We start from the raw sequence: 22,303 nt of genomic DNA on the forward strand, positions 1-22,303 counted from the left end.
GCCGAGATCCTTACCGCCGAATTGGAGTATCCGCTAGGACTCAGTATTGACTCATGATATCGGCCCAGGTCCTCAATTCCCGTGTCATCCGCGGCCAAGGCATCGCAGGGCTTGGGCGCAAGGGACACGGTACCGTCCGTCGCCGGCCGTCGGCGAGGTTATCGGGCTCTTCGTGGTTGGTGGGGATTGAGTTCGTGTCGTTGAATACAAGGGGGCCCGTGGCCCTGCTGGGATGAGTGTGTCTAAGCATTCAACCTGGAACAGGACCACGAGCCTTTGATCGAGCCTACCGGGGTCGCAGCCGACGCTGCCACCATCCTCTTCAACCTGCCCGACTACCACGTCATTTCCACCACCATCACTGCCGGGCGCCGCCAGGTCATTGTCGAAACCGACCACCCGCCGGGCTGCCCAAGCTGTGGGGTCATATCCTCCCGGCGGAAAGAGCGGCGGCTGCAGCGGCTCCGAGATATTCCCGTCGCCGGGCCGGTGGAGGTGCTCTGGTCCAAGTACCGCTGGTACTGCGAAGAACCGGCGTGCGGCCGGCTATTGTTCTTCGAATCAACACCGCAGGTGCCGCGCCGCGCCCGTTCCACGGCCAGGCTCCGGGACCAGCTCGTGGACGCGGTCATCCGCTCCGGCAGGGCCGTCTCGGAGACCGCCGCCGGCTTCGCCGTGTCCTGGTGGATGGTCCGTGCCGCGGTAACCGAGGCCTGCCTGCTGCAGCTGCCCGATGTGGACAAGCTCAGCCCGCGGATGCTCGGCATCGATGAACACCGGTTCCGGTCCGTGCGCTACTTCCAGGACCCGGGAACGAAGGCGTGGACGCGGATCGAACCATGGATGACCACCATCGTGGACCTGGACACCGGCCAGGTCCTGGGCGTCGTGGACGGCCGCGATCACAAGGGCGTCGGAGACTGGCTCTTCGCCCGGCCCCTGCACTGGCGGCTCGCCGTTCAGGTCGTCGCGATCGATCCGTCGGCGGCGTTCCGCAAAGCGTGGCGGATGTGGCTTCCCCGCACTGCTGTCGCCGTTGACCATTTCCACCTGATCTCGCTGGCCAACCAGGCCATGACCGAGACCCGGCAGAACCTCTCTCAACAGGTCAAGGGCCGCCGCGGCCGAGCCATCGACAAGGCATGGGCCCACCGCATGCTGCTCCTGCGCGGCGGCGATAACCTCAGCCCCAGGGCCGCCCTCCGGCTCGAAGAAGTGTTCGCTCTGGACGATCCAACCGGCACCCTCGAATCGGTCTGGAAGGTCAAAGAACAGCTGCGGATCCTGCTGCGCACCGGCTCCCTGAACGACGCCGCAGAGGCCAAGAAGGTACTCGAGGAGCTAGTCGAAGCAGCCGCACGACCGGAAACCAACAGGCTCTACCGCACCGTCTGCAGATGGTGGAAAGAGATCGAGGTCCTCATCATCACCGGCGCCACGACCGGGAAGGTGAGTATTTGAAGGCTTGGAGGCCAGTCGATCTTGCCTTTGGGGGCCAGTGATATTGCCGGTGGGGGCCAGCGGCCGCGGGGATGGGGGCCACCGGCTCCCACCGACGTTTTCTTATTGCGTCATGGTGGCGTGTTCACGCATGTTGTGGTTGCCAGTATCGACCCAGATGGTGTTGTGCACGATGCGGTCCATGATCGCATCGGCGTGGACCCCGGAGCCGAGCCGCTGGTGCCAGTCCTTCTTGGCGTATTGCGTGCAGAACACGGTCGAAGCTGTGTCGTACCTGCGCTCGAGCAGTTCCAGCAGCATGCTGCGCATGCCCTCGTCGGGGTGGTCGAGGAGCCACTCGTCGATCACCAGCAAAGTGAAGGCCGCGTACTTCTTCAGGAACTTCGTGGCACCCAAGGGCTTGTCCTTCGCCAGCGCCCAGGCTTCCTCGAGGTCGGGCATTCGAACGTAGTGGGCCCGGATCCGGTGCAGACAGGCCTGCTTGGCCAGAGCGCACCCGAGGTAGGACTTCCCGGACCCGGTGAATCCCTGAAACACGACGTTCTGCTGCCGTTCAATGAACGAGCACGTGCCGAGCTGGGCGATCAGGCTCCGGTCGAGGCCGCGTTCGTCCACGAGGTCGAGCCGGCGCAGGTCCGCGCCCGGGTAGCGTAGCCCGGCCCGTCGGATCAGCCCCTCGACCTTGGCGTGATTGAACCCGGAGTGGGCCTCGTCCACGACCAGGCGGAGCCGTTCCTCGAAGGCCATGCCGAGTACGAGTGCCTCGTCCTGGGCCTCGAGCGCTTCGAGCATCGGGACGGCACCCATCTCACGGAGCTTGCGCTTGGTTTCAGTATCGATCCCGCTCATTTGGCGCCACCTGCGTAGTACTCGGCGCCGCGCACGTAACCGCCGTGTTCGACTCCTTCATCCCGTGGAGGCCTGAGCCCGGCGGCTTTGTCCTGCTCCGTGGCAAGGATCGGCTGAAGATGGGCATACCGCGGGGACCGCACCCTGCCTGCCAACGCAAGCCGGCAGGCCGCCTCCACCCGTTCGGCCGAATAACGCCGGCAGAGCCGCAACACGGCCAATGCCGCGTCCAAGCCCTGCTCGTCGACCGGGACGGACTCGAAGATCCGGTTGACCACGGTCACCGCTGCCGGGCCGATCCGTCCGGCCCATTCCCGCGCCCGGGCCGGGTCCCACTGCCGGTATTTCTCGCCGGCGGGAAGGTCCGCGTCATTGGTGCGATACTCGTTGGTCGCGCCCTCGGGCAGCAACAGATGGCTGGTCAGCCGTTCGCTGCCCCGGTAGGCCTGAAGCACCCGATCGGTGATCCTCAGGTCCACCGACGTGCCAACATGGGCGAACGGCACGGAGTAGTAGTTCCTTTCCCAGACCACGTGCCCGTTCCGGCCCACCCGGCGCCCGTAGGCCCACCTGCTGATCTCGTAGGCGGCCGCCGGCAACCCCGTGAGCAGCGGCTGCTCTTCAGCTGCGAACACGCTGGTCCTGGACCCTGGCCGTTTCTGGAACGGCTCCGCGTTATAGGCCGCTACCCGGTCGGTGATGGCGGCGCGAAGCTCCAGCAACGAGGTGAATTGCTGCTGGCGCAGCCCGGCGATGACCCAGGTAGCCACGTGGGCGACCGTGTTCTCCACGCTCGCCTTGTCCTTCGGTGCCCGGATGCGCCCCGGCAGCACCGCCGCTGAATAGTGCGCCGCCATCTCCCGGTAAGCGTCGTTGAGCACGACTTCGCCTTCGCGGGGATGCTTGATCACGCCGGTCTTCAGATTGTCCGGCACGATCCGCGGCACCGAACCGCTAAAGGCCTCGAACATCGCCACATGGGCCCGCAACCAGGTGTCCTGTTTCATGTCCAGGGCGGGTTCAACGAACGCGTACCGGCTAAACGGCAGGCAAGCCACAAACAAATACACCGTCCTCGACTTGCCCGTCACCGGATCTGTCAGCTGCATCGTCGGGCCCGACCAGTCCACCTCCACCGTCTGCGCCGCCTTGTGCCCGACCCGGGACGCCACCCCAGTGACCAGCACATGCCGCTGATAGGTCCTGCAGAACCGGTCATAACCCATCACCGGCTCACCGGCAGCCGCGCGTGAATCCGCGTACTCGCCATGCAGCAGCTTTAGCGTCACCCCGACCCGGGCCATCTCCCTATGCACCTGATCCCAGTCCGGCTGCGCGAACACACTCTGATGCTCACCCCGCCCAGGAAACAGCCGGGCATAGACCTCGCCCTCTGAACTGTCGGCGATATCGTCCCACGCCACACCGGCCGCGTCAGCAGCCTCCAGCACCGCCGTGATGCTCTTACGGGACATGCCCTGCGACGCAGCGATCGCCCGGCCTGACAGGCCCTCGGCGCGCAGCTGCAACACGAGCTTCGCTCTGATCTTCCGTACCATTGATGATTACTCCTTCTGCCGTGCGCCCTATACACACGACGGAAGGAGCCTAAATCGGGGTGGCCCCCAAACACGCCACTACCGGCACCCAGGACCGCTACTGCGCGCTCTGGCCGTTGGCCCCCGAACACACGACGGATGGACCCCAAAAGCGCGGATATTCAGGAAGGTCGAGGCCAACAACACCGCAATCAAGAACATCAAGCGAACTGCCCGCGGGTACCGCAACGCCGCCAATTACAAATCGGTTATTCTCTTCAGAAGTGCCGTCAGGACGGCGGCATGACGCTTATTCCAGGGATCCAATTCCCCACGAACCACGAAGAGCCGCATAACGGGGCAGATGCTGGTGGCATAAAGGCGGCCAGCGCCACCTGGTCCTTATCTATTCGACAGCCGCGAACTCATCAGCGGATGTTGTCGGGATTGCGATGTCGTGCTGAACGGCTACGGCAGGCCTTAGGCCCACCCCACAACGTTGATGTTGAGGATGTGCAGCTTGGCGGTGTGTGTCAAGCATTTTAGTGATGGACTGGTTCTCGTTGCCCTAGAACCACCGGAGTCGATGAACAGCATGCGGTGGCCTTGGCCGCACCTATCTCCGTAGAGGGTCCGGGCGTCTTGCGGCCTCCCGCGATGTGGTATCCCGTTGGCCGCCGCTGCCGCCTTGGCCTGCTAGCGCATACGGACGCGGGTCGCACTCAGCAGAGGCCGCTCGACCGATCGCAACCATTGAAAGGCTTGGGAGAGAACACCTCCCCCGCGTCGGTTACGGAGTCCGCTCCAATATCGCCGCGATCGCTATAGGAACCTTCGTCGAGATCTGCGTCTACTCACTGGAGACGTAGAGAGCCAGCTTGGCGGGGTGGGGATGCCGAAAAAGCATATTCAACGATGACTCACCTAATACGTTGGCTACGGCCTGCGAGGCATAGATCGGTGGGTATCCGTTAGTCGAGTTGGTCCATGGTCACTTCAACTAGCGCTGAAGAGGTTTGGGCCCCACGCACTAGCGCCGAGGACGATTTGCCGGAAACGTCCTCGGCGGACGGGCCCATTCTCCGCTCGAGGAGTCTGAGATGTCGTCGGTCATAGTGGCGCCCGAGTTCGGTGCACCAGCTTTTGGTTCGTGGAACTGCACGTTTTCGAGCGAGTCGTGGTTCTCATTTCGGTAATAGCTGTATGAGTACGCGTCGGGGCCTTTAATGGGGAGACGGTTGAGAACAATCCCGAGAATATCCGAGCCCACCATCTCAAGAGCGCTAAGAGACTTCACAAGCTCCTGCTGCCGCAGCTTTTGAGAGCCTACTACGAGGATGACCCCTCCAACGTGTTGGGACAGCACAGCAGCATCAGTAACGGGAAGCAGCGGGGGAGCATCAATGATGACCGTATCGAAGACCTGCTCCAAGTCTGCGAGTAGCTGTTTCATGACCCTTGAACCGAGCAGTTCACTTGGGTTGGGCGGAATCTGCCCGGAGGTCAGGATAAACAGCTCGTCGTCCCCCCAAGGCTGAAGCAAATCCCTCACGTCCGCCTGACCGACCAGGGCTGTTGTTAAACCTGCAGTTCGATCCAGCCCCAGATATTCGCTGACCATAGGCCGACGGAGGTCTGCGTCAATAAGACAGACGGCCTGCCCAGCTTGCGCCATAGCTATCGCGAGGTTAGTAGCGGAGGTGCTCTTTCCTTCACCTGGTACCGATGAAGTAACCAAGACAGTCTTGGCGCCCTTGGCAACATTGGCGAACTGGAGGTTAGTGCGGAGTTGGCGGAATGATTCCGCTCGCGGACTTTGTGTTGGGGTTTGGGTAAGGAGTGGTTTACGTGTGGCATCAGCATCGTAGGCAATGCCACCTAGGACCGGCGAATCAGTTATCTGCCGCACATCAGCCTCGCCGCGGATTCTGCTGTCCAACTTCGACTTCAATACAGCACTGGCCAAGCCAACCCCCAGGCCGAGTATGAAACCAAGGATCAAGTTCAGACGAGTGTTGGGGGAGGCTGGGCTTGAGGGAGCAACAGCTGGCTTGATTACTGAGACATTGAAAGGAGAGCTTCCGCCATTCTTCGGCCTTTCGATACGCTCTATGGCATCGATCAAGCTATTGGCAACGCCCTGGGCGATGGCGGCAGACCGTACAGGAGAGGAATCGCTGGCCTCAATATTGATCAAGACCGTATTGACGTCTGTTGTGCCCTTAACGGACTTAGAAAGTTCATCCGCTGTGACCCCCAACCCGAGACTGTCAATGACCGGCTGAAGGACGATCGGCGAATTAACTGCCTTCACATAGGACTGAACTCGAGCTTGGCTGAAAGTGTTGCCTTGCTGCAGCTCCTGCACAGAACCTGAGTTTTGGATTGCTACGAACAGTTGCGTCTCAGCCGTATAAGTGGGTTTGGTCGCAAGGGAAATCCCGGCTCCGACTAGGAGGCCGACCAGCGTGCAGCCGACGATCAAAAGCCAGTTACGGCTAAAAATGCGCAAGTAATCGCGTAGGTCCACCCGGGTCCCCCTGTGTAAGTTCCTGGCAACGCGCCAGGCCGGCTGCCCATCTGGCAAACCGGAGTGTTTCGTCCAGTCTACCGGCCATTGCTGACGAGCCTTTTCCGAGCACCTCGGGCGACGCTATGCCGAGGTGGTAGGGCCTGGAGCGTTAACCGAGACGGTCGCAGAGTGTCTAAACCTCAAGGTTGACCAGCCTGTCATTGATCGAGGCCACGTGCTGGCGGGCGTCACAGGTTATTGGACGGCGCGGGATGCTCCTAAGATAGCCCCATGAAAATCTTGGTAACCGGGGGCGCCGGATTCATAGGATCACACACGGTTCTGACCCTTCTCGAAGAAGGCCACGAAGTTACCGTGATTGACAATTTGATCAACTCGGCGGTGGATTCCCTCGAGCGGGTTGAAGGGTTGACAGGAAAAAAGATCAACTTTTGCGAGGGCGACCTTCTGGACTATGGAAGGCTCCGCGCCCTTTTCGATCAGGAAGAATTTGATTCGGTCGTTCACTTTGCCGGACTCAAGGCTGTGGGCGAGTCTGCCGAGGAGCCGCTACGGTACTACCGAAATAACGTAGTCGGCACGCTCAATCTGCTTGAGTGTATGGCCGACGCTGGTGTCTATTCGCTGGTCTTCAGCTCTTCTGCGACTGTTTACGGAGCCTCAGAGAATGTGCCTTTGATCGAGGGTACGCCGCTTGGTGCTATCAACCCATATGGCCGGACCAAACAGCAGATCGAAGACATTCTTACAGACCTAAGTGCAGCCGACCCTCGATGGAGGGTCGCTGTGTTGCGCTATTTTAATCCCGTAGGAGCTCACGAGTCGGGTCGAATCGGAGAAGACCCTAAGGGTACGCCGAACAATCTCCTCCCGTATGTAGCTCAAGTTGCTGCTGGTAGGAGAGATAAGGTCACAGTCTTCGGTAGCGATTACAACACGGAAGACGGCACAGGCGTACGAGATTATATCCACGTCATGGATCTTGCGGCCGGACATATCGCTGCCCTGAATTTCATCGCAAACAAGAATGGCATTTTTAGATGGAACTTAGGCACGGGTAGGGGGTCCTCAGTTCTTGAGGTTGTTTCTGCTTTCCAGAAGGCGAGCGGGCGTCCCATACCCTATGAAGTCGGGCCGCGCCGCTCTGGGGATGCCGCAGTGAGCTATGCAGATCCCAGCGCCGCTCTTGTAGACCTGGGCTGGCGGGCACGCCGTGATCTGTCCCAGATGTGCTCTGACCACTGGGCTTGGCAGGAAGCCAATCCGTTTGGATATACCCACCAGGCGGGGAGCTAACCTCCCGCGGGATAACAAGTACTGGCACGCTGCCGCTCTGTTTGATGGAGATCAGCTTTATATGTGATCTTCCTTCAGTCGCGCAAAGATTATTGGGCGGAGACGAGTTTACGCAGAGTAGTGTTTGGCGAGCGATGGCCTTGGTACCTAGGACATACCCGCTACGTACTTCTTGTAGCCTCGCTGGGCCGCCACAGTTTAGGAACCACTTGACCTGCACTTCGATAGCAGCGTCTCGCCTCAAGGCGTTGGTCTCCTTCTCATAGTGAATGGCAAGTAGTCGCCGCTCGGAAAGCAGGTACCCACCACGCTTCCCGTCTCTGCCTTGTTGAACCTAAATTTCCTGTCATGGTGATTCGCGTTCAACCTCTGGAGTCATTCCGCGGTCTAAGCCGTTTTCTGGAAAACAAATTGCACTTTCGCCCTAGATCTGAAATTTCTGGTACTTGCGAGCAATGTGGTACATCGTTCGAACGGCGTGCCTTCGTGAGAAGGCGCCTGTGCGTTGATTGCGCTTGTGATCGGGATGAGCTGAAGTTCGGGCCCCTACTGGGAACTTATCCGTTCGAACGGCAAGAGTAGTGAAGCGCCGGACTCTTTGGGGCCGTGGCAACTAGAGAGGTCGCTCGCTTCACCCAACTAGCAAGGCAAGCACGCCTTTACCTTCCGTTTGAACTAGGCGTGCTATCGGCGGGGCCGTGACTTCGAGTCTGAGGAGAAAGGTTCGAGAGCCCTTTTATGTGGGCGCCTTGAGGACGCGGTTGGTTGGGGAGGGTAATTGGTTCCGAGCGTAAGCTTCCCCGCTGACTGCAGCGTATCTAGGCATCGTGAGTAGAATCAGGGACCAAGATGAACGCTCACCGCTTTGCCGGAGGTACAGAGAGACAATGTCGGAATGGCTCGAGGTTGGCGCGGACAACTACGTACTGGTCACAGAAGGGTCCTTGCTGAACACAGGCCTTATCGTTGGTTCTGAACGGGCCATGGTCATCGACACCGGCTGCGGTCCACGCCAGGGACGCGAGATTTTGGATGCAGTTCGGGCAAGGACCGGCCTGCCGTGCGTGGTTGTCAACACCCACGCCCACTACGACCACTTCTTCGGCAACGCCGTCTTCGCCGAGGCTGGCGTCACAGAATTTTGGGCGCACGAGAACTGCGCCAACGAAATCGACAAGCGTGGCGATATCCAGCGCCGCCATGTTGGAATCATCGAGCCTGAGATGGCCGCCGGGGATGGCGACAATGTCGATCTCGTGGTGCCCAATGCAATTGTCAAAGACCAGCCCGTCCTGGTGGACCTCGGCGGCCTGGTGGCAACCCTGTTCTACCTGGGACGTGGCCATACCGATGGCGATCTCCTGGTGGGAACGCCCTCCACTCTCTTCGTCGGTGACCTTGTGGAACAGGGCGCCCGCCCCTCCTTCGAGGACTCCTACCCTGAGGAATGGGCAGACGCCCTCCGGCACATCTCCGCTCTGCGCCACCGCTACGAATTCTTGATCCCCGGCCACGGTCAGCCCTGCAGCGACCAGTTTGTCAAGACCATGGCCAGCACTATGACTACCGCCGTCCGCCAGGCGCGCCAGTCGATCCGTGACACCCCGAGCGACGCCACCAAAGCGATCCCTGTCTTACCCTACGGTCCCGAGCAGTCGCGGTGGTTCATCAAGCGTTTGCAGGAGAACCACGGGGAATCGGCTCGTACGTTATAGAGCTTGAGGTAAGTGAAAATAGCCCTTCCACAGGACTGGGTAGTGGTCCGTGGCTACCTTCCGCGTCCATGTCGCCCGAAAATTTCATGGGGGCTTTCCCGGTTGACTATTTGTCAATGGCGTTGACTCATGATTGGGTGAGTGCGGATGGGGATGAAAAGACTGCTTACCAATGGAGGATTTTGTGGCACTTTCGGATTACGCCTTGGCGCTGACCGCTCTGCTGGGCACCCTGCTTGTTCCCTTCGCCGTCCTGTACCAGATGCTGCGGCTCAAGCGCCGCGCAATCCGGATTTCCGTCCGGGTCGCCTCCGCACCTTCGCCCCGAGGTAAATAACGCTGACCATGCCGTATGTCGATATCAATCCCCACAAGGGCCGCCCCAAATGGGTGGCCTATTCCATCCTCTTCGTCCTCCTGGTGCTTACGACAGCCGTAGTTTCGGCCGCTCTCATCCACCACTGACCAGCGCACGCTGGGGAGCTGCTTGTGCGAAACCCTCTAGACTTACTGATCGAACCAGTGCCGCAGAACCGTTTGCCGAAAACGTCCGGGGGACAGACATGCCAGATCCGGCGGATCAGAATGCAGGCGCCCAAGCAGAGGATGCAGGGCAGCCGCAGCTGCGCCGACGACGCGACCTTCGTCGCGCCGACGGCTCAGTGGACGATGCCTGGACAGGAACCATGCCAGCAGTAACTCCCGAAATGTCCAGTTCCAGCAACGCCGGCAAGCCGGTGACCCGCCGATCCTCCTGGGCGGAGGCGGCCGCCGCAGCCGATGCCACAAAGCCGTCCCGTGCACCGTCGCCTGCTCCTCTCAGTCCTCCGGCTACGCAGGCCCCTGCGCAGCAGGTGCGCGGTCCGATTGCTTCCGTTCCGGCCACTGCTCCTCCGGCTCCGCCCTCCCTGCCCGGTAACGAGGCCTCCCGAGCTGCTATGCCAGACGCAGAGGCTCCTGCCGAGACGCAGTCCTTCCGCCGCAGCCGGCCCACAGTGGCCGATGCGATCGCGGAGAGCCCTATGCCGGACTTCATCAGCTCGCCCGGCCTGTTCGTCAAGGAACAGAAGCCCCGGCCCATCGGCGGATTCCGCGGCGCCCTTTATAATCTGACCGGCGGCGCCTGGAACTTGGGACCCGGGCTTAAGCAGCGCCATGAGGACGAGCTGGCCCGCCGGATTTCCCGCCAGCTCCAGGGCAGCTACAACACGGCGATCCTCAGCCTCAAGGGCGGTATCGGCAAGACCTCCACCACGGTGGGTGTTGGGTTGACCCTGGCCGAATACCGCGGGGATGCCCCGTGCGCCATTGACGCCAACCCGGACTCGGGCGACTTGGTGGAGCGTGCGCTGGGCGAGGGCATCTACCAGCAGTCCACTCCACGGACTATCTCCGACCTGCTGGAGAACATCGACTCCATCGATTCCCTGACGTCGCTGGCCCGGTACATGCACCACGCCGGCCGGCTGCACCTGATCGCGGGGGAGCAGGACCCTGAGGTCTCGGACTCTCTGACGGCTGCGGAGTACTTGCGGATCCGCAAGCTCATTTCCAGCTATTACTCGGTTGCCCTTACGGACTGCGGCACTGGTGTAACCCACAACGCGATGAGCGGGATTTTGCAGTCGGCGGACAATCTGGTGATCGCCGCTGGCTACGCGGTGTCCGGTGCCAAACGGGCCCGGAGCACGCTGCACTGGCTGGCGAGCCACGGCTATGAGGACTTGGCCCGCAATGCCATCGTGGTAATCACAGACAAGGACGAGGTCTCCTCACGCGTCGACAAGGACGCGATTGAAGAACACCTGTCCGGCATCTGCCGCGAACTTATCGCAGTGCCGCACGACCGTGGTGTTGCCGACGGTGACTTGGTGACCCTGGATGTACTGAAGCCCGAAACACGGCGGGCTTACAAGGAGATCGCTGCAGCGATCGTGGACGGGTACCGGTAGTAGCCAAACCTTCCCGAGTGGTGCATAACCGGATTTATCCGCCGGGTAGAATTACGGCAGGTCTCAACAGGGGGAATCCATGGCAACAGCCAACGCCGGCATTCGGCATGCCACAAAATCACCGTCAAAGAAGTCCAAAGGACTTCGCCCTGACATCCAAGGTCTTCGCGCCCTCGCCGTACTGGCAGTGATCGCGGACCACACGTTCACATACCCGTCCGGCGGGTTCGTTGGCGTGGACGTGTTCTTTGTTATCTCGGGCTTCCTCATCACGGGGCTGCTGCTGCGCGAGCATGAGAAGAAGGGGCGAATCTCGTTCGCGGACTTCTACCGGCGCCGTGCCCGCCGTATCCTGCCGCTTGCAGTCCTCGTTCTGGTCGCCACCGTCGCGGCGTCCTGGGCCGTGTTCAACGGCGGCCGCGCCATGAAGGTCACCGAGGATGCGCTGTGGTCGCTGGTGTTCGGCACGAACTGGCACCTGGCCCTGATCGGCACGGACTACATGCAGGCCGGCGCTGCGGTCTCACCGCTCCAGCACTTCTGGTCCTTGGCCGTTGAAGAGCAGTTCTACGTTGTGTGGCCTTGGCTGATCGTGCTGATCCTCGGGACGCTGGCAGGGCGGCTGGGCTGGCAGCACGGCAAAGCGCGTCTTCTGCTCACCGGCATGATGGTTCTCTTCGTCGCCGTATCCTTGGCCTTCGCCATGTGGGAGACAGCCACCAGCCCCACCGTGGCGTACTTTTCGACGTTCTCCAGGGCTTGGGAACTCGGTATCGGCGCCGTCCTCGCGGCCAGCGCCGGCGCCCTCTCACGGCTGCCTGACGCTATCCGTCCTGTGCTCGCTTACATCGGCCTGGCAGGGATCGTGTGGGGCATCTTCGCTATCACTCCGGAGATGCCTTTCCCCGGACCTTGGGCTGCCGTCCCCGTCCTTGCAACGGCTCTCCTGATCGCTGCCGGCACGGGTGGGGAGGTCCGCTTCCTTGCGCCCCTGACCAACCCTATCTCCCGGTACATTGGCGATATTTCCTACTCGCTGTACCTGTGGCACTTCCCGATCATCGTTCTCTTCGGCGCCCTGCTTCCGGTCGAAGGGCCGCTGTTGTTCGCGGCCATTCTCGCTGCGGCGGGCGGTATGTCGGTCCTGTCGTACCACCTGCTGGAAGACCCGATCCGCAAGTCTGGCTGGTTGGAGCCGAAGGGCAAGCGGGCCCCGTCGACTGATGCCAAACAGAAGGCTGCCTTGGGCGGGCTGGTTGCTCTCGCGTTGGTGACTACCTGCGTTGTGGGTGCTGCGCTGGCTCAGGACGCGGGTAGCAGGCACACGGCCGTGGCCGCCGTACCGGTTCCCCTCGCAACGACGGGCAAGGATGTCCCGAAGACGCCGGAGAGTGAGCACACGGCGAAGATCAACGCCGCATTGCAGCAGACCGCGTGGCCGGACCTGAACCCCTCGGTGGACAACCTCGGGCAGGGCGCCAAGGCTACCGAGTGGGTCAAGGATGGCTGCCTCGGCGGCGACTCCCGCAACCTAGAAGCCGACATCGCCAAGGCCCAGACCTGCGTCTACGGCGAAGCTAACGCGGCTAAGACCGCCGTCGTGGTGGGCGACTCGATCGCCATCAGCTACGTGCCGATGGTGCGGGCTGCCCTTGAACCGAAGGGGTACAAGGTTGTGGTGTACACGATGCAGCAGTGCCCCGCCATTTCCGTCTCCGTGTTCCGCGGTGACAAGTCGGAGCACCCGCGCTGTGATCCGTTCCGCCAGTGGGCCCTAGATCAGGTCAAGGCGTCCAAGCCGGACATGGTGATCCTGTCCAGCTCCGAAGACGCGAGCATGCGGCTCGTTTCTAAGGCTGAAGGTACCGCTGTGGTGAGTGAGTGGATCGCCGGAACCAAGGACACTCTCAATAGTGTTGCCGGGTCCGCTGGGCGGGTCGTGCTGCTGGACCCGCCGCCCGGCGGTAAAGCTCTGCAGGAGTGCGCAACGCGGGTGAGCAAGCCCAGCGACTGCATGACGGCCCCGGACAACCGCTACGGCGAGCTGTACAGTGCCGTGCGGGACGCTGCCGCCGCGGTGCCGGCGGCCAAGGCTGAAGTCATCAGGACGCGGGACTGGTTCTGCTCCGGCAACAATTGCCCCGGCTTCGTCGGCACCACCCCGGTCTACGCGGACCAAGGCCACATGACGCCGAACTACGCTTCCGAGTTGGCGCCGCTGTTCGCCTCCGCACTGAAGCTCTGAAACACAAGAAATGGACCCCCTCACAATGAGGGGGTCCATTTCTCTTGCTACAGCGCGGCAAGGGCCGCCTCAGCGCCACCGGGGAAGTAGGCAACTTTGTACCGGATGGAGGACGTAATGAAGGACCCTGCCTTGATAACAGAGCCCCAGCGCTGGCACGGGAGAAGTACGTCTTGACGCCGTTCCCGGACCTGTCGTTGATCTGGGCTTAGGCTGGGCCTGCGTCCGTCCAACGGTTAAGGAACGTAGTGTGATCCGGGACCGCTGGCATGATGGCGAACTTGCCGGTGCTGGACCACATCCACGCCGCTACGGACTTGGACCGTCCACCGCAAAAGTCACCGTTCCCACCCGTTAGCGTAAGCGCTCCTACCGCGTAATCGAGTAGCAAGGCACGGTTGAACTTCTGTGCCCCACGGCGGATGTAGTCGGCCCGTTGACAGGCCACATGAGCCACATCCACGTGGGGGTGAAATCCAAGTTCCACGTCGTGCTAACGTCCACGCGAAGATCGCGCCGGCCCAGAATGTACTCGGTAGTCACGTCGGCAACCGATGTCGTACCAAGCTATGTATGACGGAGTGAGCTGACGCGAGTCACCACGAACTCGTTCACCCCGTCCACGCAGGCCCCGAAAGCGGGAGCAGACGCGGCACCGTCCACTGCGAACGTGAGCGAGACCTCCGCTTCCCAGCCGTGAATGTTTCCCGTCTCGCCAGGGGCCGTCGTGCCTGCCGGCTGGCCGTAGTAGGCGCACTCCCATGCAGATGCGGTAACGGAGAGCGTAGTGTCCATTACGACTGCCACGCCAGAGTCGGAAGCTTTGTGGACGGTAGCGAGTGCAGGAAGCGGGTCACGTAGGCACGCTGGGCGGACACGCCTATCCGGTTGTAGCCGGTCACAGTCAGCTTCACTGTGTGCGCACCTGCGGTAAGGTCGGCGGCGAGGACTCGGCGGGCGGCATATTTGTTCTGCGCTGTCGTCGGCGAATAGGAATCCATCACCCGGTCCGTTGGGTTCAGGGTGCTGCCGTTAGCTACCAGGATGGTGTTCGCGTACCATCCTCGGGTGACGACATCCTGCGCGGTGTCGAGGCGGTCAGCGAGGGGGCGCTCTACCTTCAGGAGCATGCCGCCGTTCCCGTGGGGTGAAAGCCGTTTTCGCTGCGCGTGTACCCGGACGCGGCCCGAACGTGTGTGTCGAAGAAGACCGTGCGAGTCAGTGGCGAACATACCCGTCGCCAGCAGCTGCCGGCCGCCGGTGGGCGTTCTGTTCTCTCGCCGCACGCAGGTGCCCGCCGCCGAATGAACGGGGCGGGCACTTTCCGCGCAGCGGGGACTAAACCAGCACACTCTCAGCCGGCGCAGGCTGGGCCTGCGCCGCAAAGACGGAGGGGCCCAGGTCCGCAACCGAGGACTTCCCCACGAAGCCCATGGCGCCCTTGAACTCCTCCTGCAGGATCCCGAACACCCGGTCCACCGCCGGCTCCCCACAGGTGGCAAGGGCGTAGGCGAACGGCCGTCCGGCAAGCGCGGCCTTAGCACCCAGCGCGACTGCCTTGACGATGTCGTGCCCGCGCCGGATGCCGCCATCCAGATAGATCTCCGCCCGGCCGCCGACAGCGTCAACGATGGACGGCAGGACGTCGATGGTGGCGGGCTGGGAGTCGAACTGCCGGCCGCCGTGGTTGGAGACGAAGATGCCGTCCGCGCCCTCGTCCACCGCCCGGGCTGCGTCCTCGGCGTCCATGATGCCCTTGATCACCAGGTTCCCCTTCCACTCGGAGCGGAGCCTGGCAAAGTCCTCCCAGTTGGCGCCCGGGTTCTTGTTGGACGCCATCCAGTTGTTCATCTCGTCCATGCGCAGCGGACGGCCGTTGATCTGGTAGTTCCCGTAGGTCATCTTCCGGCCGGTGAGCCAGCGCCACAGCCAGGCCGGGCGGGTGGCCGCGTTGAAGTAGTCCGCCACCGGCGGCCGCGGCGGCATGGACAGCCCGTGGTGAAGGTCCCGTTCGCGCTTGCTGGAGGACCCGACGTCGCCCGCCACCACCAGGGTCTCCACGCCCACGGCCCGTGCCCGGTTGATGTAGCTGGCGGTTTCTTCAGGATCCTTCCAGAAGGCGATCTGCGCCCACAGGTTGTTGGGGGCCACCTTGGCCACTTCTTCCAGCGAGCAGCCCGCCCACGCGCTGTGGATGAAGATGGACCCTGCCCTGACCGCGGCCCGGGCAACGGCAGGATCCGAACCGGGGTGGAAGATGGTGAGCATGCCCATCGGCGCCACCATGAGCGGCATCGCCAGGGAATGGCCCAGCACGGTAGTGGACGTGTTCAGGCCCCGAAGGTCCACCATTGACCGTTGGCGAAGCATCAGGGCATCAAAACGGGCTTCGTTGGCGCGCATGGTGGTCTCGTCCAGCGCACCGCCCTCCAGGTAATCCGAAATCATCTTGGGAAGCTGTTTCCGGGACGCTTTGCGGTAGTCATCAATGCTGACAATCCATTTGTTTCTCAAGGGTCCTGCTCCAATGTGAAGGTCTAAATTACTTTCGCCAGGAATTGTTTGGTGCGTTCGCGCCGGGGTTCCCGCAGGACGGTCCGGGGGTCGCCCTGCTCCACGATGCCGCCGCCGTCCATGAAGATGAGGTGGTCGCCCACTTCCCGGGCGAAGCCGATCTCATGGGTGACCACGATCATGGTCATCCCGCCGTCCGCGAGCTTGCGCATCACGTCCAGCACCTCGCCCACCAACTCCGGGTCCAGGGCCGAGGTGGGTTCATCGAACAGCATCAGCCGCGGTTCCATGGCCAGTGCCCTGGCGATGGCCACGCGCTGCTGCTGGCCGCCTGAAAGGGACGCCGGGTAGGCATGGACCTTCTCGGAGAGGCCCACCCGTTCCAGTAGGATCCGCGCCCGGTCCTGGACGGCCTTCCGGTTCTCCTTCTTCACCCTGACCGGTGCCTCGCAGATGTTCTCAAGCACCGTCATGTGCGGAAAGAGGTTGAAGCTCTGGAACACCATGCCGATGTTTTCGCGCATCCTCGCCGCCTCAGCGTTGTTCTGCGCGTGCAGCCGGCCTTTCCTGATCTTCACGCCAACCGGCTGTCCCTCCACAAGGATGTACCCGCCGTCGAGCGTTTCCAGCTGGTTGATGCAGCGGAGGAACGTCGACTTGCCGGAACCGGATGGCCCGATAATGCAGGTGACGCTGCCCTTGGGGATGGTGAGGTCGATGCCCTTGAGGACTTCGAGGTCACCGAAGCTCTTGGTGACCCCCTGTGCTTCGATCATCACGTCAGTCATGGCCGGGCCTCCTGGGGTGTGGTGGGGGAGCTGGCCGCCTTGGGCTTGCGGGGCCGCCGGGCGCTGCGCCCGGCGGTGATTCCACCCCGGTTGAAGTGCCGTTCAATGAAGTACTGCCCCAGGCTCAGGATGCTGGTGACCAGCAGGTACCACATGCTTGCGGCGATAAGCAGGGGAATGGTCTTGAAGTTGGCGCTGTACACCAGCTGAGCTGAGTACAGCAGCTCGGGGAAGGCGAGGACGCTGACCAGCGAGGTGGTCTTCAGCATCGAAATGGTCTGGTTGCCGGTGGGCGGGATGATGATCTTCATCGCCTGCGGCAGCACAACCCGCGACAGGATGGCGAACCGCCGCATGCCCAGAGCCGTGGCTGCTTCGGTCTGTCCGCGGTGGATGCTCAGGAGCCCGGCCCGCACGATCTCGGACATGTAGGCCCCTTCATTCAGGCCCAGCCCGAGGATTGCCGCCATGAACGGGGTGATCAGCACGTTGGCGTCCACCGAGAAGAACTCCGGCCCGAACGGAACACCTACCGCGATGCGTGGGTAGATGGCGGCGATGAAGCCCCAGAAGAGCAGCTGGACGAAGACCGGCACCCCGCGGAAGAGCCACACCAGAAACGCTGCGGTCCCCGCGACGATGGCGTTGGGGGCCAGCCGGGCCAGAGCCAGCAGGACGCCGACGACGATTCCCACGGCCATGGAAATGGCCGTCAGTCCCAGCGTCCGCAGCAGGCCCGTGAACAGCCGCTCCGAGGTGAACCAACCGAACACCACGTTCCACTCGAAGCGGGGATTGGTGACCAGCGAGTAGCCCACCAGGAAGATGGCAAACAGGACGATCGCCGCCGTGAGCCACAACCCTCCGTGGCGCTGGTGTGGACGGCCCATGAGCAGTTGGCGGTCCAGATCCTCCCCGGCGGGTGCCTTGGCGTTCGGCTCCGTGGCGATGTTGGCCATGTGGCTACTGCGCTTTGTTGAAGGCGAAGTCAGAGATTGCACCGCTGCCTACACCCCACTTGTCGAGGATCTCCTTGTACTTGCCGCTCTTGGCGAGGGACTCCATGCCCAGCTGGATGGCCTTTTCCAGGCCCGCGCCCTTCTTGAAGCCGATGCTGACGGGGGAGACGTCCTTCTCGCCCAGCAGCTCGATCTGGCCGCCCTGCTTGATGGCGTAGCCCAGCGTGGGTCCGTCGATGTACACGGCGTCGATGCGGCCGGCCGTCAACGCGAGGTTGGGGGCCTGCATGTCCGGGTAGGTCATGGCTTCGATGGCCGGCTTGCCGGCGTCCGTGCAGGCCTTGGACAGGGCGGGGAGGCGTTTGAGGTCCTGGAAGGAACCTTTCAGCACGCCAACGCGCTTGCCGCAGAGTGTGTCAATGGTGAGCTTCTCCGGGTTGCCCGGAGCCACGCCGATGCCGCTGCCCGACTGGTAGTAATCCACGAAATCGAGCACCTTCATGCGCTCGGTGGAGGGGGACATCTGGGAGACGGCCATGTCGAACTTCCCGGCGGAAATGCCGGGGATGATGCCATCGAACGGTCCGCTCTTGACTTCGGTCTTCAGGCCGAGGGTTTGCCCCAGGGCCATGGCGATTTCCGGGTCCACGCCAATGGTGGTGGTCCCGTCCGGCGCCATGAAGTGCAGGGGCGGGGAGCTCTGGCTCATGGTCACAGTGAGCGTTCCCCTGTCCTTCGCTTCCTTGGGGAGTGCTGCCGCTGCGGCTTCGTCGACTTTGACGGCCTCCGCGGAGCTTGAAGGTTTGGGGGCGTCGGACTGCGCAGAAGAGCTCATCTCGGGATTGGAGCATCCGGAGAGAAGCACGCTCGCCATGGAGACTGCAGCGACGGTGGCAAACATCGATCGAAACTGGATCATCTATACGCCTTCGGAAGTGGGGGAGTGTGGTGGCTGGGGAACTTACTGCTGGGGTTGGCAGCTGCAGCTGTGGTGCAGATCACTGAACCGCCCGGTATCATGTACCGTACATCATGCACGATTTCCTGCAAACACCTTTCCGGGCTGATGGGTCTGTAACAAGGTGCCGGTGGCTCCGGTGCCTGATGGCGCCTCCGACTGACCAAAAATTCACATAGGATTCCGAAATGAACGCCGCTTCGCCTGAAGAAGAAGTCCTGATCCCCGGCCGGCCTATGCTGGTGGACCAGGTGTTCGAGGCCATCCTGTCCCTGTTGCTGGACGACAAGATCTCCACCGGGTCGCCGCTGAGCATCGACGGACTGGCCAAGCGCTTCAAGGTCTCGTCAACTCCTGTCAGGGAAGCACTGGCGCGGCTGGAGACTACAGGCATGGTGCGGCGGGAAGCGCTGCGGGGGTACAAAGTGGCACCCGAGCCGACCGCCAGCGACATTGCAGCGCTGCTCACCTCCCGGCAGATCCTCGAGCCCGCGTGCACCACCATCGCGTGCACCAATTCAACGGAGGAGTTGGTGGCGGATCTGGAAAGGTTCCACCGCGACCTTGAGACTTCGCGCCACGGCGGGGACACCTTCGCCGGGTACCGGGCCTACTGGCAGGCGGATGAGAATTTCCACCGGCGCATCGTCGAAGCCACCGATAATGAGTTCCTGCTCAGGGCCTACCGCTCCATCGAAGGGCACATCCAACGGTTCCGGCTGATGGTGCACAAAGACATGAGCGGCGACCATACCGTCCAGGAGCACCAGGCCATCATCGACGCCTTCAAGGGGGGCGACTGCGCCGCGGCGACGGCCGCCATGAACAACCACATTGAGGGGATCCGGTCCCGCTCGCTGAGCCTTTCCAAGTTTGGGCAGCAGGGCTGAAGGCTCGATTACATCCTGTAGGGGCGACGACTGAGTGCCCGCAGCGTCTTGTCGGTTGCGCCCGATTACCGGCTGCGGTTCTGCCGCCGGTTCTTGAGCAGTTCCACGCCAACCGGGACGAACGAGACCAGGACGATCACCACGAAGATCAGGTCGATGTTGGCTCCGATCCACGCGTACCGGCCAAGCCAGAAACCCAGAAAGGTAACGCCGACTCCCCACAGCATGGCGCCCACCGCGTTGTAGGCAAGGAAAGCCCGGTAGCTCATCCTTCCCACGCCTGCAGTGACGGGCAGGAAGGTGCGGACGATCGGGACAAACCTGGCCAGGACCACTGACCTGCGGCCGTACTTGAGGAAGAAGTTGTGGGCCTTGTCAGCGTATTCGCTGCGCAGGAACCGGGAACCGGGCCGTTTGAAGACGGCGGGCCCCGCCTTCCTGCCGAGAAGGTAGCCCGTCTGGTCCCCGCCGAACGCGGCCAGAAACGCTGCGCCCGCCAGGATTGCGATGTTGACCTGGATGATTCCCGTCGCGGTCAGCAGGCCCGCCGTGAACAACAGGGAGTCGCCGGGCAGGAAGAACCCCACCAGCAGCCCCGTCTCCGCGAAGAGGAATGCGCAGACGATCAAAACCAGCCACGGCGCAAGGGCGGGATCCCGGAGGAACTCGTTCGGATCCAGCCACGCCGGCAGCAGCCCCGTAACCGGACGAGCTGAAGAGGCGGATGCTGCCAGGGCGAGCGGGTGCATGCGCTCAAACTATCCCACCAACCTTGGCGAATGCTTGAAGGGAAGTCGGGTACGGCCGGCGGCCCCAAAGCGTCCTCCGATACGTCCCGGTGCTGCTTCGCCGGGCAGGTATCCCTGCCGGCGGATTCGGGTATCGCTTACTGGTCACAAGCCGCCGGGCCACCGCATAGCCTGCATCCATGCTGAACAACGTGCTTCGGAGTTTCCGCCCCAAGCCAAAATGCAGGTTTTGCGGTTTGGCGCTGCCTCAGACTCCCACTGCGACATTTTGCTCCCGTGACTGCTACGACAGGTACCACCTCCTGGACGATACGTCCGGCCAAGGGCAATAGCCGCTTAATAAAGCCGCTGTCTTGAGGGAACGTTGAGGTTGGCTACCTAGTCTGTGGCCATGGGTAAGTATGGGGGAAGCTACGATGTCCGCTACTCACGCAGGGAGCTTCGGCGGCGCAGGCTGCGGGTAGGCTCCTACGTCGGGCTAGCCCTACTGGCCGTGGCAACTGTTGCGGTGGTGCTGGTGGCCTTGGGGCGCTGACACCCGGATCGGGTTGTGCCGCTCCGCTTGCCGGTCCTTACCTCTCTGCCGGCCGCCGATTATGCTCGGACCATGGCGAGGCGTGATTCTCCCCTTAAGACCGTTTCCCGCGGTGCGGTGGGGATTTGGCAGCAGCGGACGTGGATGTGGATTGTTGCTGCGGGATTTGACGTGTACATCCTTGGTTTTGTCATCGGGCTGCAGCCGTCCGGTCCACTGTGCGGCAGCCCGTTGGTTCCGGACAGCCGCGCCGCGGAACTGTTCGACCTGCAGCACGCCGGCAGCAGCGCGGCGGCCACCTGCTACCGGGACATCGGGTCCGATTCCGTGCCGGTGTGGATCCTCATGGGCCTGGGAGTGGGCCTGGTCCTGACAGGAGTGGTGGCCCGCATAATACGGATCCGGCTTTTCGCCGGCTCCGCTGCCTGAGAGCGGCGTGAGCAGCAGCAGCGCACCGGCCGCCCGGAGGCAACCGTACATGGTAGCCGGTGCCGCCGTTTGGGCCGGCATAAATGCCTCGATGGATATCCCAATGAAACGTGCAGGTAGGGGCCGGACCTAAACCTGGGGGAGCTAAACGCCGTGTTTGCAGGGATCCTTGCAGGTGGCGGATAACGGAGCGGTCAAACAGCCAAGGCTGCCGGTTGCATCTGGATCACAGTCGTTGTTTCGGCTTCGCGCCCCTGCAAGCGTGGAAGGTGAGGCCGCAAGGAGCCCCCACGCCCGCAGATTGTCGGGTGCGGCAGACGACTGGAAACGGAGGCCAAGTATGGGCAACAACGCATCCCGCGAACTGGTGAAGCTGGGAGATACCGGCAAAACCGTTGCCGACATCACGGAGGACATCCGCGGATACACCGCCAGGGATGGGTCCGGTGCGGAACTGGGCAAAGTGGAGGAACTCCTGATTGACCCGGGAGAGGAAAAGGTCAGGTTCCTCATCATTGCCTCCGGAGGGTTCCTGGGCATGGGAAAGGACAAGGCTTTCCTGCCGGTGGACACAGTGAAAAGCATCAACCACAGCGACCATGAGGTCCTCATCGACCAGGCCCGGGAACACATTGCGGGAGCCCCCGAATACGACCCCGACCTGGAAGAAGCCATCTCCTACTACGAGACCGTGTACGGCTATTACGGCTTTTCGCCGTACTGGAGCCCCGGCTACACCTACCCCGCCTTGCCCTACCATCCCCGCTGAGGTCGTACCTCCTGTTGGCCGGCGACGGCGGGGGCCCAGTATTTGCGTCCGGCCGGGGCACGCAACGTATGCTGGCAAATAACATATGCACCACTGCATGTAAGCAAGGGGCTGCGGTGCTGG

At 62.4% G+C, this 22,303-nt stretch carries 20 protein-coding genes and 1 pseudogene; 11 read left to right on the forward strand and 10 right to left on the reverse strand.

The features are described from left to right. Positions 1–276 precede the first annotated feature (276 nt). On the forward strand, positions 277–1,461 hold the full coding sequence (locus QF031_RS03600) for an ISL3 family transposase (RefSeq protein ID WP_307424201.1): 1,185 nt from the start codon (positions 277–279) through the stop codon (positions 1,459–1,461). 102 nt (positions 1,462–1,563) lie between these two features. Here QF031_RS03600 and QF031_RS03605 read toward each other — a convergent pair whose 3' ends face one another. Beyond that, positions 1,564–2,310 (reverse strand): ATP-binding protein, encoded by a 747-nt coding sequence (locus QF031_RS03605; RefSeq protein ID WP_141002472.1) that lies wholly within the window; start codon positions 2,308–2,310, stop codon positions 1,564–1,566. Next, the gene (gene istA, locus QF031_RS03610) at positions 2,307–3,869 is read right to left on the reverse strand and encodes an IS21 family transposase (protein ID WP_307422523.1); all 1,563 of its coding nucleotides are present in this window, start codon (positions 3,867–3,869) and stop codon (positions 2,307–2,309) included. Before istA ends, QF031_RS03605 begins: the two co-directional genes overlap by 4 nt. 166 nt (positions 3,870–4,035) lie before the next feature. On the opposite strand from istA, the pseudogene QF031_RS21425 reads away from it, so the two are divergent. Continuing rightward, positions 4,036–4,155, forward strand: a pseudogene (locus tag QF031_RS21425) (transposase); the annotation flags it as partial. Positions 4,156–4,878: 723 nt separating this feature from the next. Here QF031_RS21425 and QF031_RS03615 read toward each other — a convergent pair. Continuing rightward, complete coding sequence (locus QF031_RS03615) at positions 4,879–6,378, reverse strand: polysaccharide biosynthesis tyrosine autokinase (RefSeq protein WP_307424204.1); 1,500 nt, start codon at positions 6,376–6,378, stop codon at positions 4,879–4,881. Positions 6,379–6,651: 273 nt separating this feature from the next. Here QF031_RS03615 and galE point away from each other — a divergent pair, with 273 nt between their 5' ends. The 5 genes from galE (at position 6,652) to QF031_RS03640 (ending at position 13,589) form a co-directional block, all read left to right on the forward strand. After that, positions 6,652–7,677 (forward strand): UDP-glucose 4-epimerase GalE, encoded by a 1,026-nt coding sequence (galE, locus tag QF031_RS03620; protein ID WP_307424207.1) that lies wholly within the window; start codon positions 6,652–6,654, stop codon positions 7,675–7,677. A gap of 887 nt (positions 7,678–8,564) precedes the next feature. Further along, on the forward strand, positions 8,565–9,392 hold the full coding sequence (locus QF031_RS03625; protein ID WP_307424210.1) for an MBL fold metallo-hydrolase: 828 nt from the start codon (positions 8,565–8,567) through the stop codon (positions 9,390–9,392). A gap of 184 nt (positions 9,393–9,576) precedes the next feature. Further along, the gene (locus QF031_RS03630) at positions 9,577–9,729 is read left to right on the forward strand and encodes a hypothetical protein (protein WP_307424212.1); all 153 of its coding nucleotides are present in this window, start codon (positions 9,577–9,579) and stop codon (positions 9,727–9,729) included. A 601-nt stretch (positions 9,730–10,330) separates the two neighbouring features. Beyond that, positions 10,331–11,344, forward strand: a complete 1,014-nt coding sequence (locus QF031_RS03635; RefSeq protein ID WP_307424214.1) for a MinD/ParA family ATP-binding protein — start codon at positions 10,331–10,333, stop codon at positions 11,342–11,344. Between the two features lie 79 nt (positions 11,345–11,423). After that, entirely contained in the window at positions 11,424–13,589 is a 2,166-nt protein-coding gene (locus QF031_RS03640; protein ID WP_307424217.1) for an acyltransferase family protein, read from the forward strand. A gap of 567 nt (positions 13,590–14,156) precedes the next feature. On the opposite strand, the gene QF031_RS03645 is transcribed toward QF031_RS03640, so the two are convergent. The 6 genes from QF031_RS03645 to QF031_RS03670 form a co-directional block, all read right to left on the reverse strand. Further along, positions 14,157–14,384 (reverse strand): hypothetical protein, encoded by a 228-nt coding sequence (locus QF031_RS03645; protein WP_307424220.1) that lies wholly within the window; start codon positions 14,382–14,384, stop codon positions 14,157–14,159. Further along, complete coding sequence (locus tag QF031_RS03650; RefSeq protein WP_307424223.1) at positions 14,384–14,719, reverse strand: hypothetical protein; 336 nt, start codon at positions 14,717–14,719, stop codon at positions 14,384–14,386. The genes QF031_RS03645 and QF031_RS03650 overlap by 1 nt, the downstream gene beginning before the upstream one ends. A 208-nt stretch (positions 14,720–14,927) precedes the next feature. After that, positions 14,928–16,103, reverse strand: coding sequence for an alpha-hydroxy acid oxidase (locus tag QF031_RS03655; protein WP_307424227.1), 1,176 nt, complete (start codon positions 16,101–16,103; stop codon positions 14,928–14,930). A gap of 23 nt (positions 16,104–16,126) precedes the next feature. Next, on the reverse strand, positions 16,127–16,891 hold the full coding sequence (locus tag QF031_RS03660) for an amino acid ABC transporter ATP-binding protein (RefSeq protein WP_307424230.1): 765 nt from the start codon (positions 16,889–16,891) through the stop codon (positions 16,127–16,129). Beyond that, complete coding sequence (locus QF031_RS03665) at positions 16,888–17,850, reverse strand: amino acid ABC transporter permease (RefSeq protein ID WP_307424232.1); 963 nt, start codon at positions 17,848–17,850, stop codon at positions 16,888–16,890. The genes QF031_RS03660 and QF031_RS03665 overlap by 4 nt, the downstream gene beginning before the upstream one ends. A gap of 4 nt (positions 17,851–17,854) precedes the next feature. Further along, entirely contained in the window at positions 17,855–18,769 is a 915-nt protein-coding gene (locus QF031_RS03670; RefSeq protein ID WP_307424235.1) for an ABC transporter substrate-binding protein, read from the reverse strand. A 227-nt stretch (positions 18,770–18,996) separates the two neighbouring features. On the opposite strand from QF031_RS03670, the gene QF031_RS03675 reads away from it, so the two are divergent. Then, positions 18,997–19,698: a GntR family transcriptional regulator gene (locus QF031_RS03675; RefSeq protein WP_307424237.1), complete on the forward strand. Its 702-nt coding sequence runs from the start codon at positions 18,997–18,999 to the stop codon at positions 19,696–19,698. A gap of 65 nt (positions 19,699–19,763) precedes the next feature. Here QF031_RS03675 and QF031_RS03680 read toward each other — a convergent pair whose 3' ends face one another. Beyond that, positions 19,764–20,447, reverse strand: a complete 684-nt coding sequence (locus QF031_RS03680; RefSeq protein ID WP_307424240.1) for a VTT domain-containing protein — start codon at positions 20,445–20,447, stop codon at positions 19,764–19,766. 391 nt (positions 20,448–20,838) lie between these two features. Here QF031_RS03680 and QF031_RS03685 point away from each other — a divergent pair, with 391 nt between their 5' ends. From QF031_RS03685 to QF031_RS03695, 3 genes are all read left to right on the forward strand, one after another. Further along, positions 20,839–20,982: a hypothetical protein gene (locus QF031_RS03685; protein ID WP_307424243.1), complete on the forward strand. Its 144-nt coding sequence runs from the start codon at positions 20,839–20,841 to the stop codon at positions 20,980–20,982. Positions 20,983–21,054: 72 nt separating this feature from the next. Further along, entirely contained in the window at positions 21,055–21,411 is a 357-nt protein-coding gene (locus QF031_RS03690; RefSeq protein WP_307424247.1) for a hypothetical protein, read from the forward strand. A gap of 340 nt (positions 21,412–21,751) precedes the next feature. After that, complete coding sequence (locus QF031_RS03695) at positions 21,752–22,180, forward strand: PRC-barrel domain-containing protein (RefSeq protein ID WP_307424250.1); 429 nt, start codon at positions 21,752–21,754, stop codon at positions 22,178–22,180. Positions 22,181–22,303: the final 123 nt, after the last annotated feature.

Origin of the sequence: Pseudarthrobacter defluvii, assembly GCF_030816725.1 — a bacterium.
Lineage (GTDB): Bacteria > Actinomycetota > Actinomycetes > Actinomycetales > Micrococcaceae > Arthrobacter > Arthrobacter defluvii_A.

Bases quoted from the DNA above. Each gene is read 5' to 3' on its own strand.
- istA (WP_307422523.1), bottom strand. From the start codon at position 3,869: ATGGTACGGAAGATCAGAGCGAAGCTCGTGTTGCAGCTGCGCGCCGAG.
- QF031_RS03695 (WP_307424250.1), top strand. From the start codon at position 21,752: ATGGGCAACAACGCATCCCGCGAACTGGTGAAGCTGGGAGATACCGGC.
- galE (WP_307424207.1), top strand. From the start codon at position 6,652: ATGAAAATCTTGGTAACCGGGGGCGCCGGATTCATAGGATCACACACG.
- QF031_RS03690 (WP_307424247.1), top strand. From the start codon at position 21,055: ATGGCGAGGCGTGATTCTCCCCTTAAGACCGTTTCCCGCGGTGCGGTG.
- QF031_RS03645 (WP_307424220.1), bottom strand. From the start codon at position 14,384: ATGGACACTACGCTCTCCGTTACCGCATCTGCATGGGAGTGCGCCTAC.
- QF031_RS03665 (WP_307424232.1), bottom strand. From the start codon at position 17,850: ATGGCCAACATCGCCACGGAGCCGAACGCCAAGGCACCCGCCGGGGAG.
- QF031_RS03625 (WP_307424210.1), top strand. From the start codon at position 8,565: ATGTCGGAATGGCTCGAGGTTGGCGCGGACAACTACGTACTGGTCACA.
- QF031_RS03675 (WP_307424237.1), top strand. From the start codon at position 18,997: ATGAACGCCGCTTCGCCTGAAGAAGAAGTCCTGATCCCCGGCCGGCCT.
- QF031_RS03670 (WP_307424235.1), bottom strand. From the start codon at position 18,769: ATGATCCAGTTTCGATCGATGTTTGCCACCGTCGCTGCAGTCTCCATG.
- QF031_RS03660 (WP_307424230.1), bottom strand. From the start codon at position 16,891: ATGACTGACGTGATGATCGAAGCACAGGGGGTCACCAAGAGCTTCGGT.
- QF031_RS03650 (WP_307424223.1), bottom strand. From the start codon at position 14,719: ATGCTCCTGAAGGTAGAGCGCCCCCTCGCTGACCGCCTCGACACCGCG.
- QF031_RS03685 (WP_307424243.1), top strand. From the start codon at position 20,839: ATGGGTAAGTATGGGGGAAGCTACGATGTCCGCTACTCACGCAGGGAG.
- QF031_RS03635 (WP_307424214.1), top strand. From the start codon at position 10,331: ATGCCAGACGCAGAGGCTCCTGCCGAGACGCAGTCCTTCCGCCGCAGC.
- QF031_RS03640 (WP_307424217.1), top strand. From the start codon at position 11,424: ATGGCAACAGCCAACGCCGGCATTCGGCATGCCACAAAATCACCGTCA.
- QF031_RS03605 (WP_141002472.1), bottom strand. From the start codon at position 2,310: ATGAGCGGGATCGATACTGAAACCAAGCGCAAGCTCCGTGAGATGGGT.
- QF031_RS03680 (WP_307424240.1), bottom strand. From the start codon at position 20,447: ATGCACCCGCTCGCCCTGGCAGCATCCGCCTCTTCAGCTCGTCCGGTT.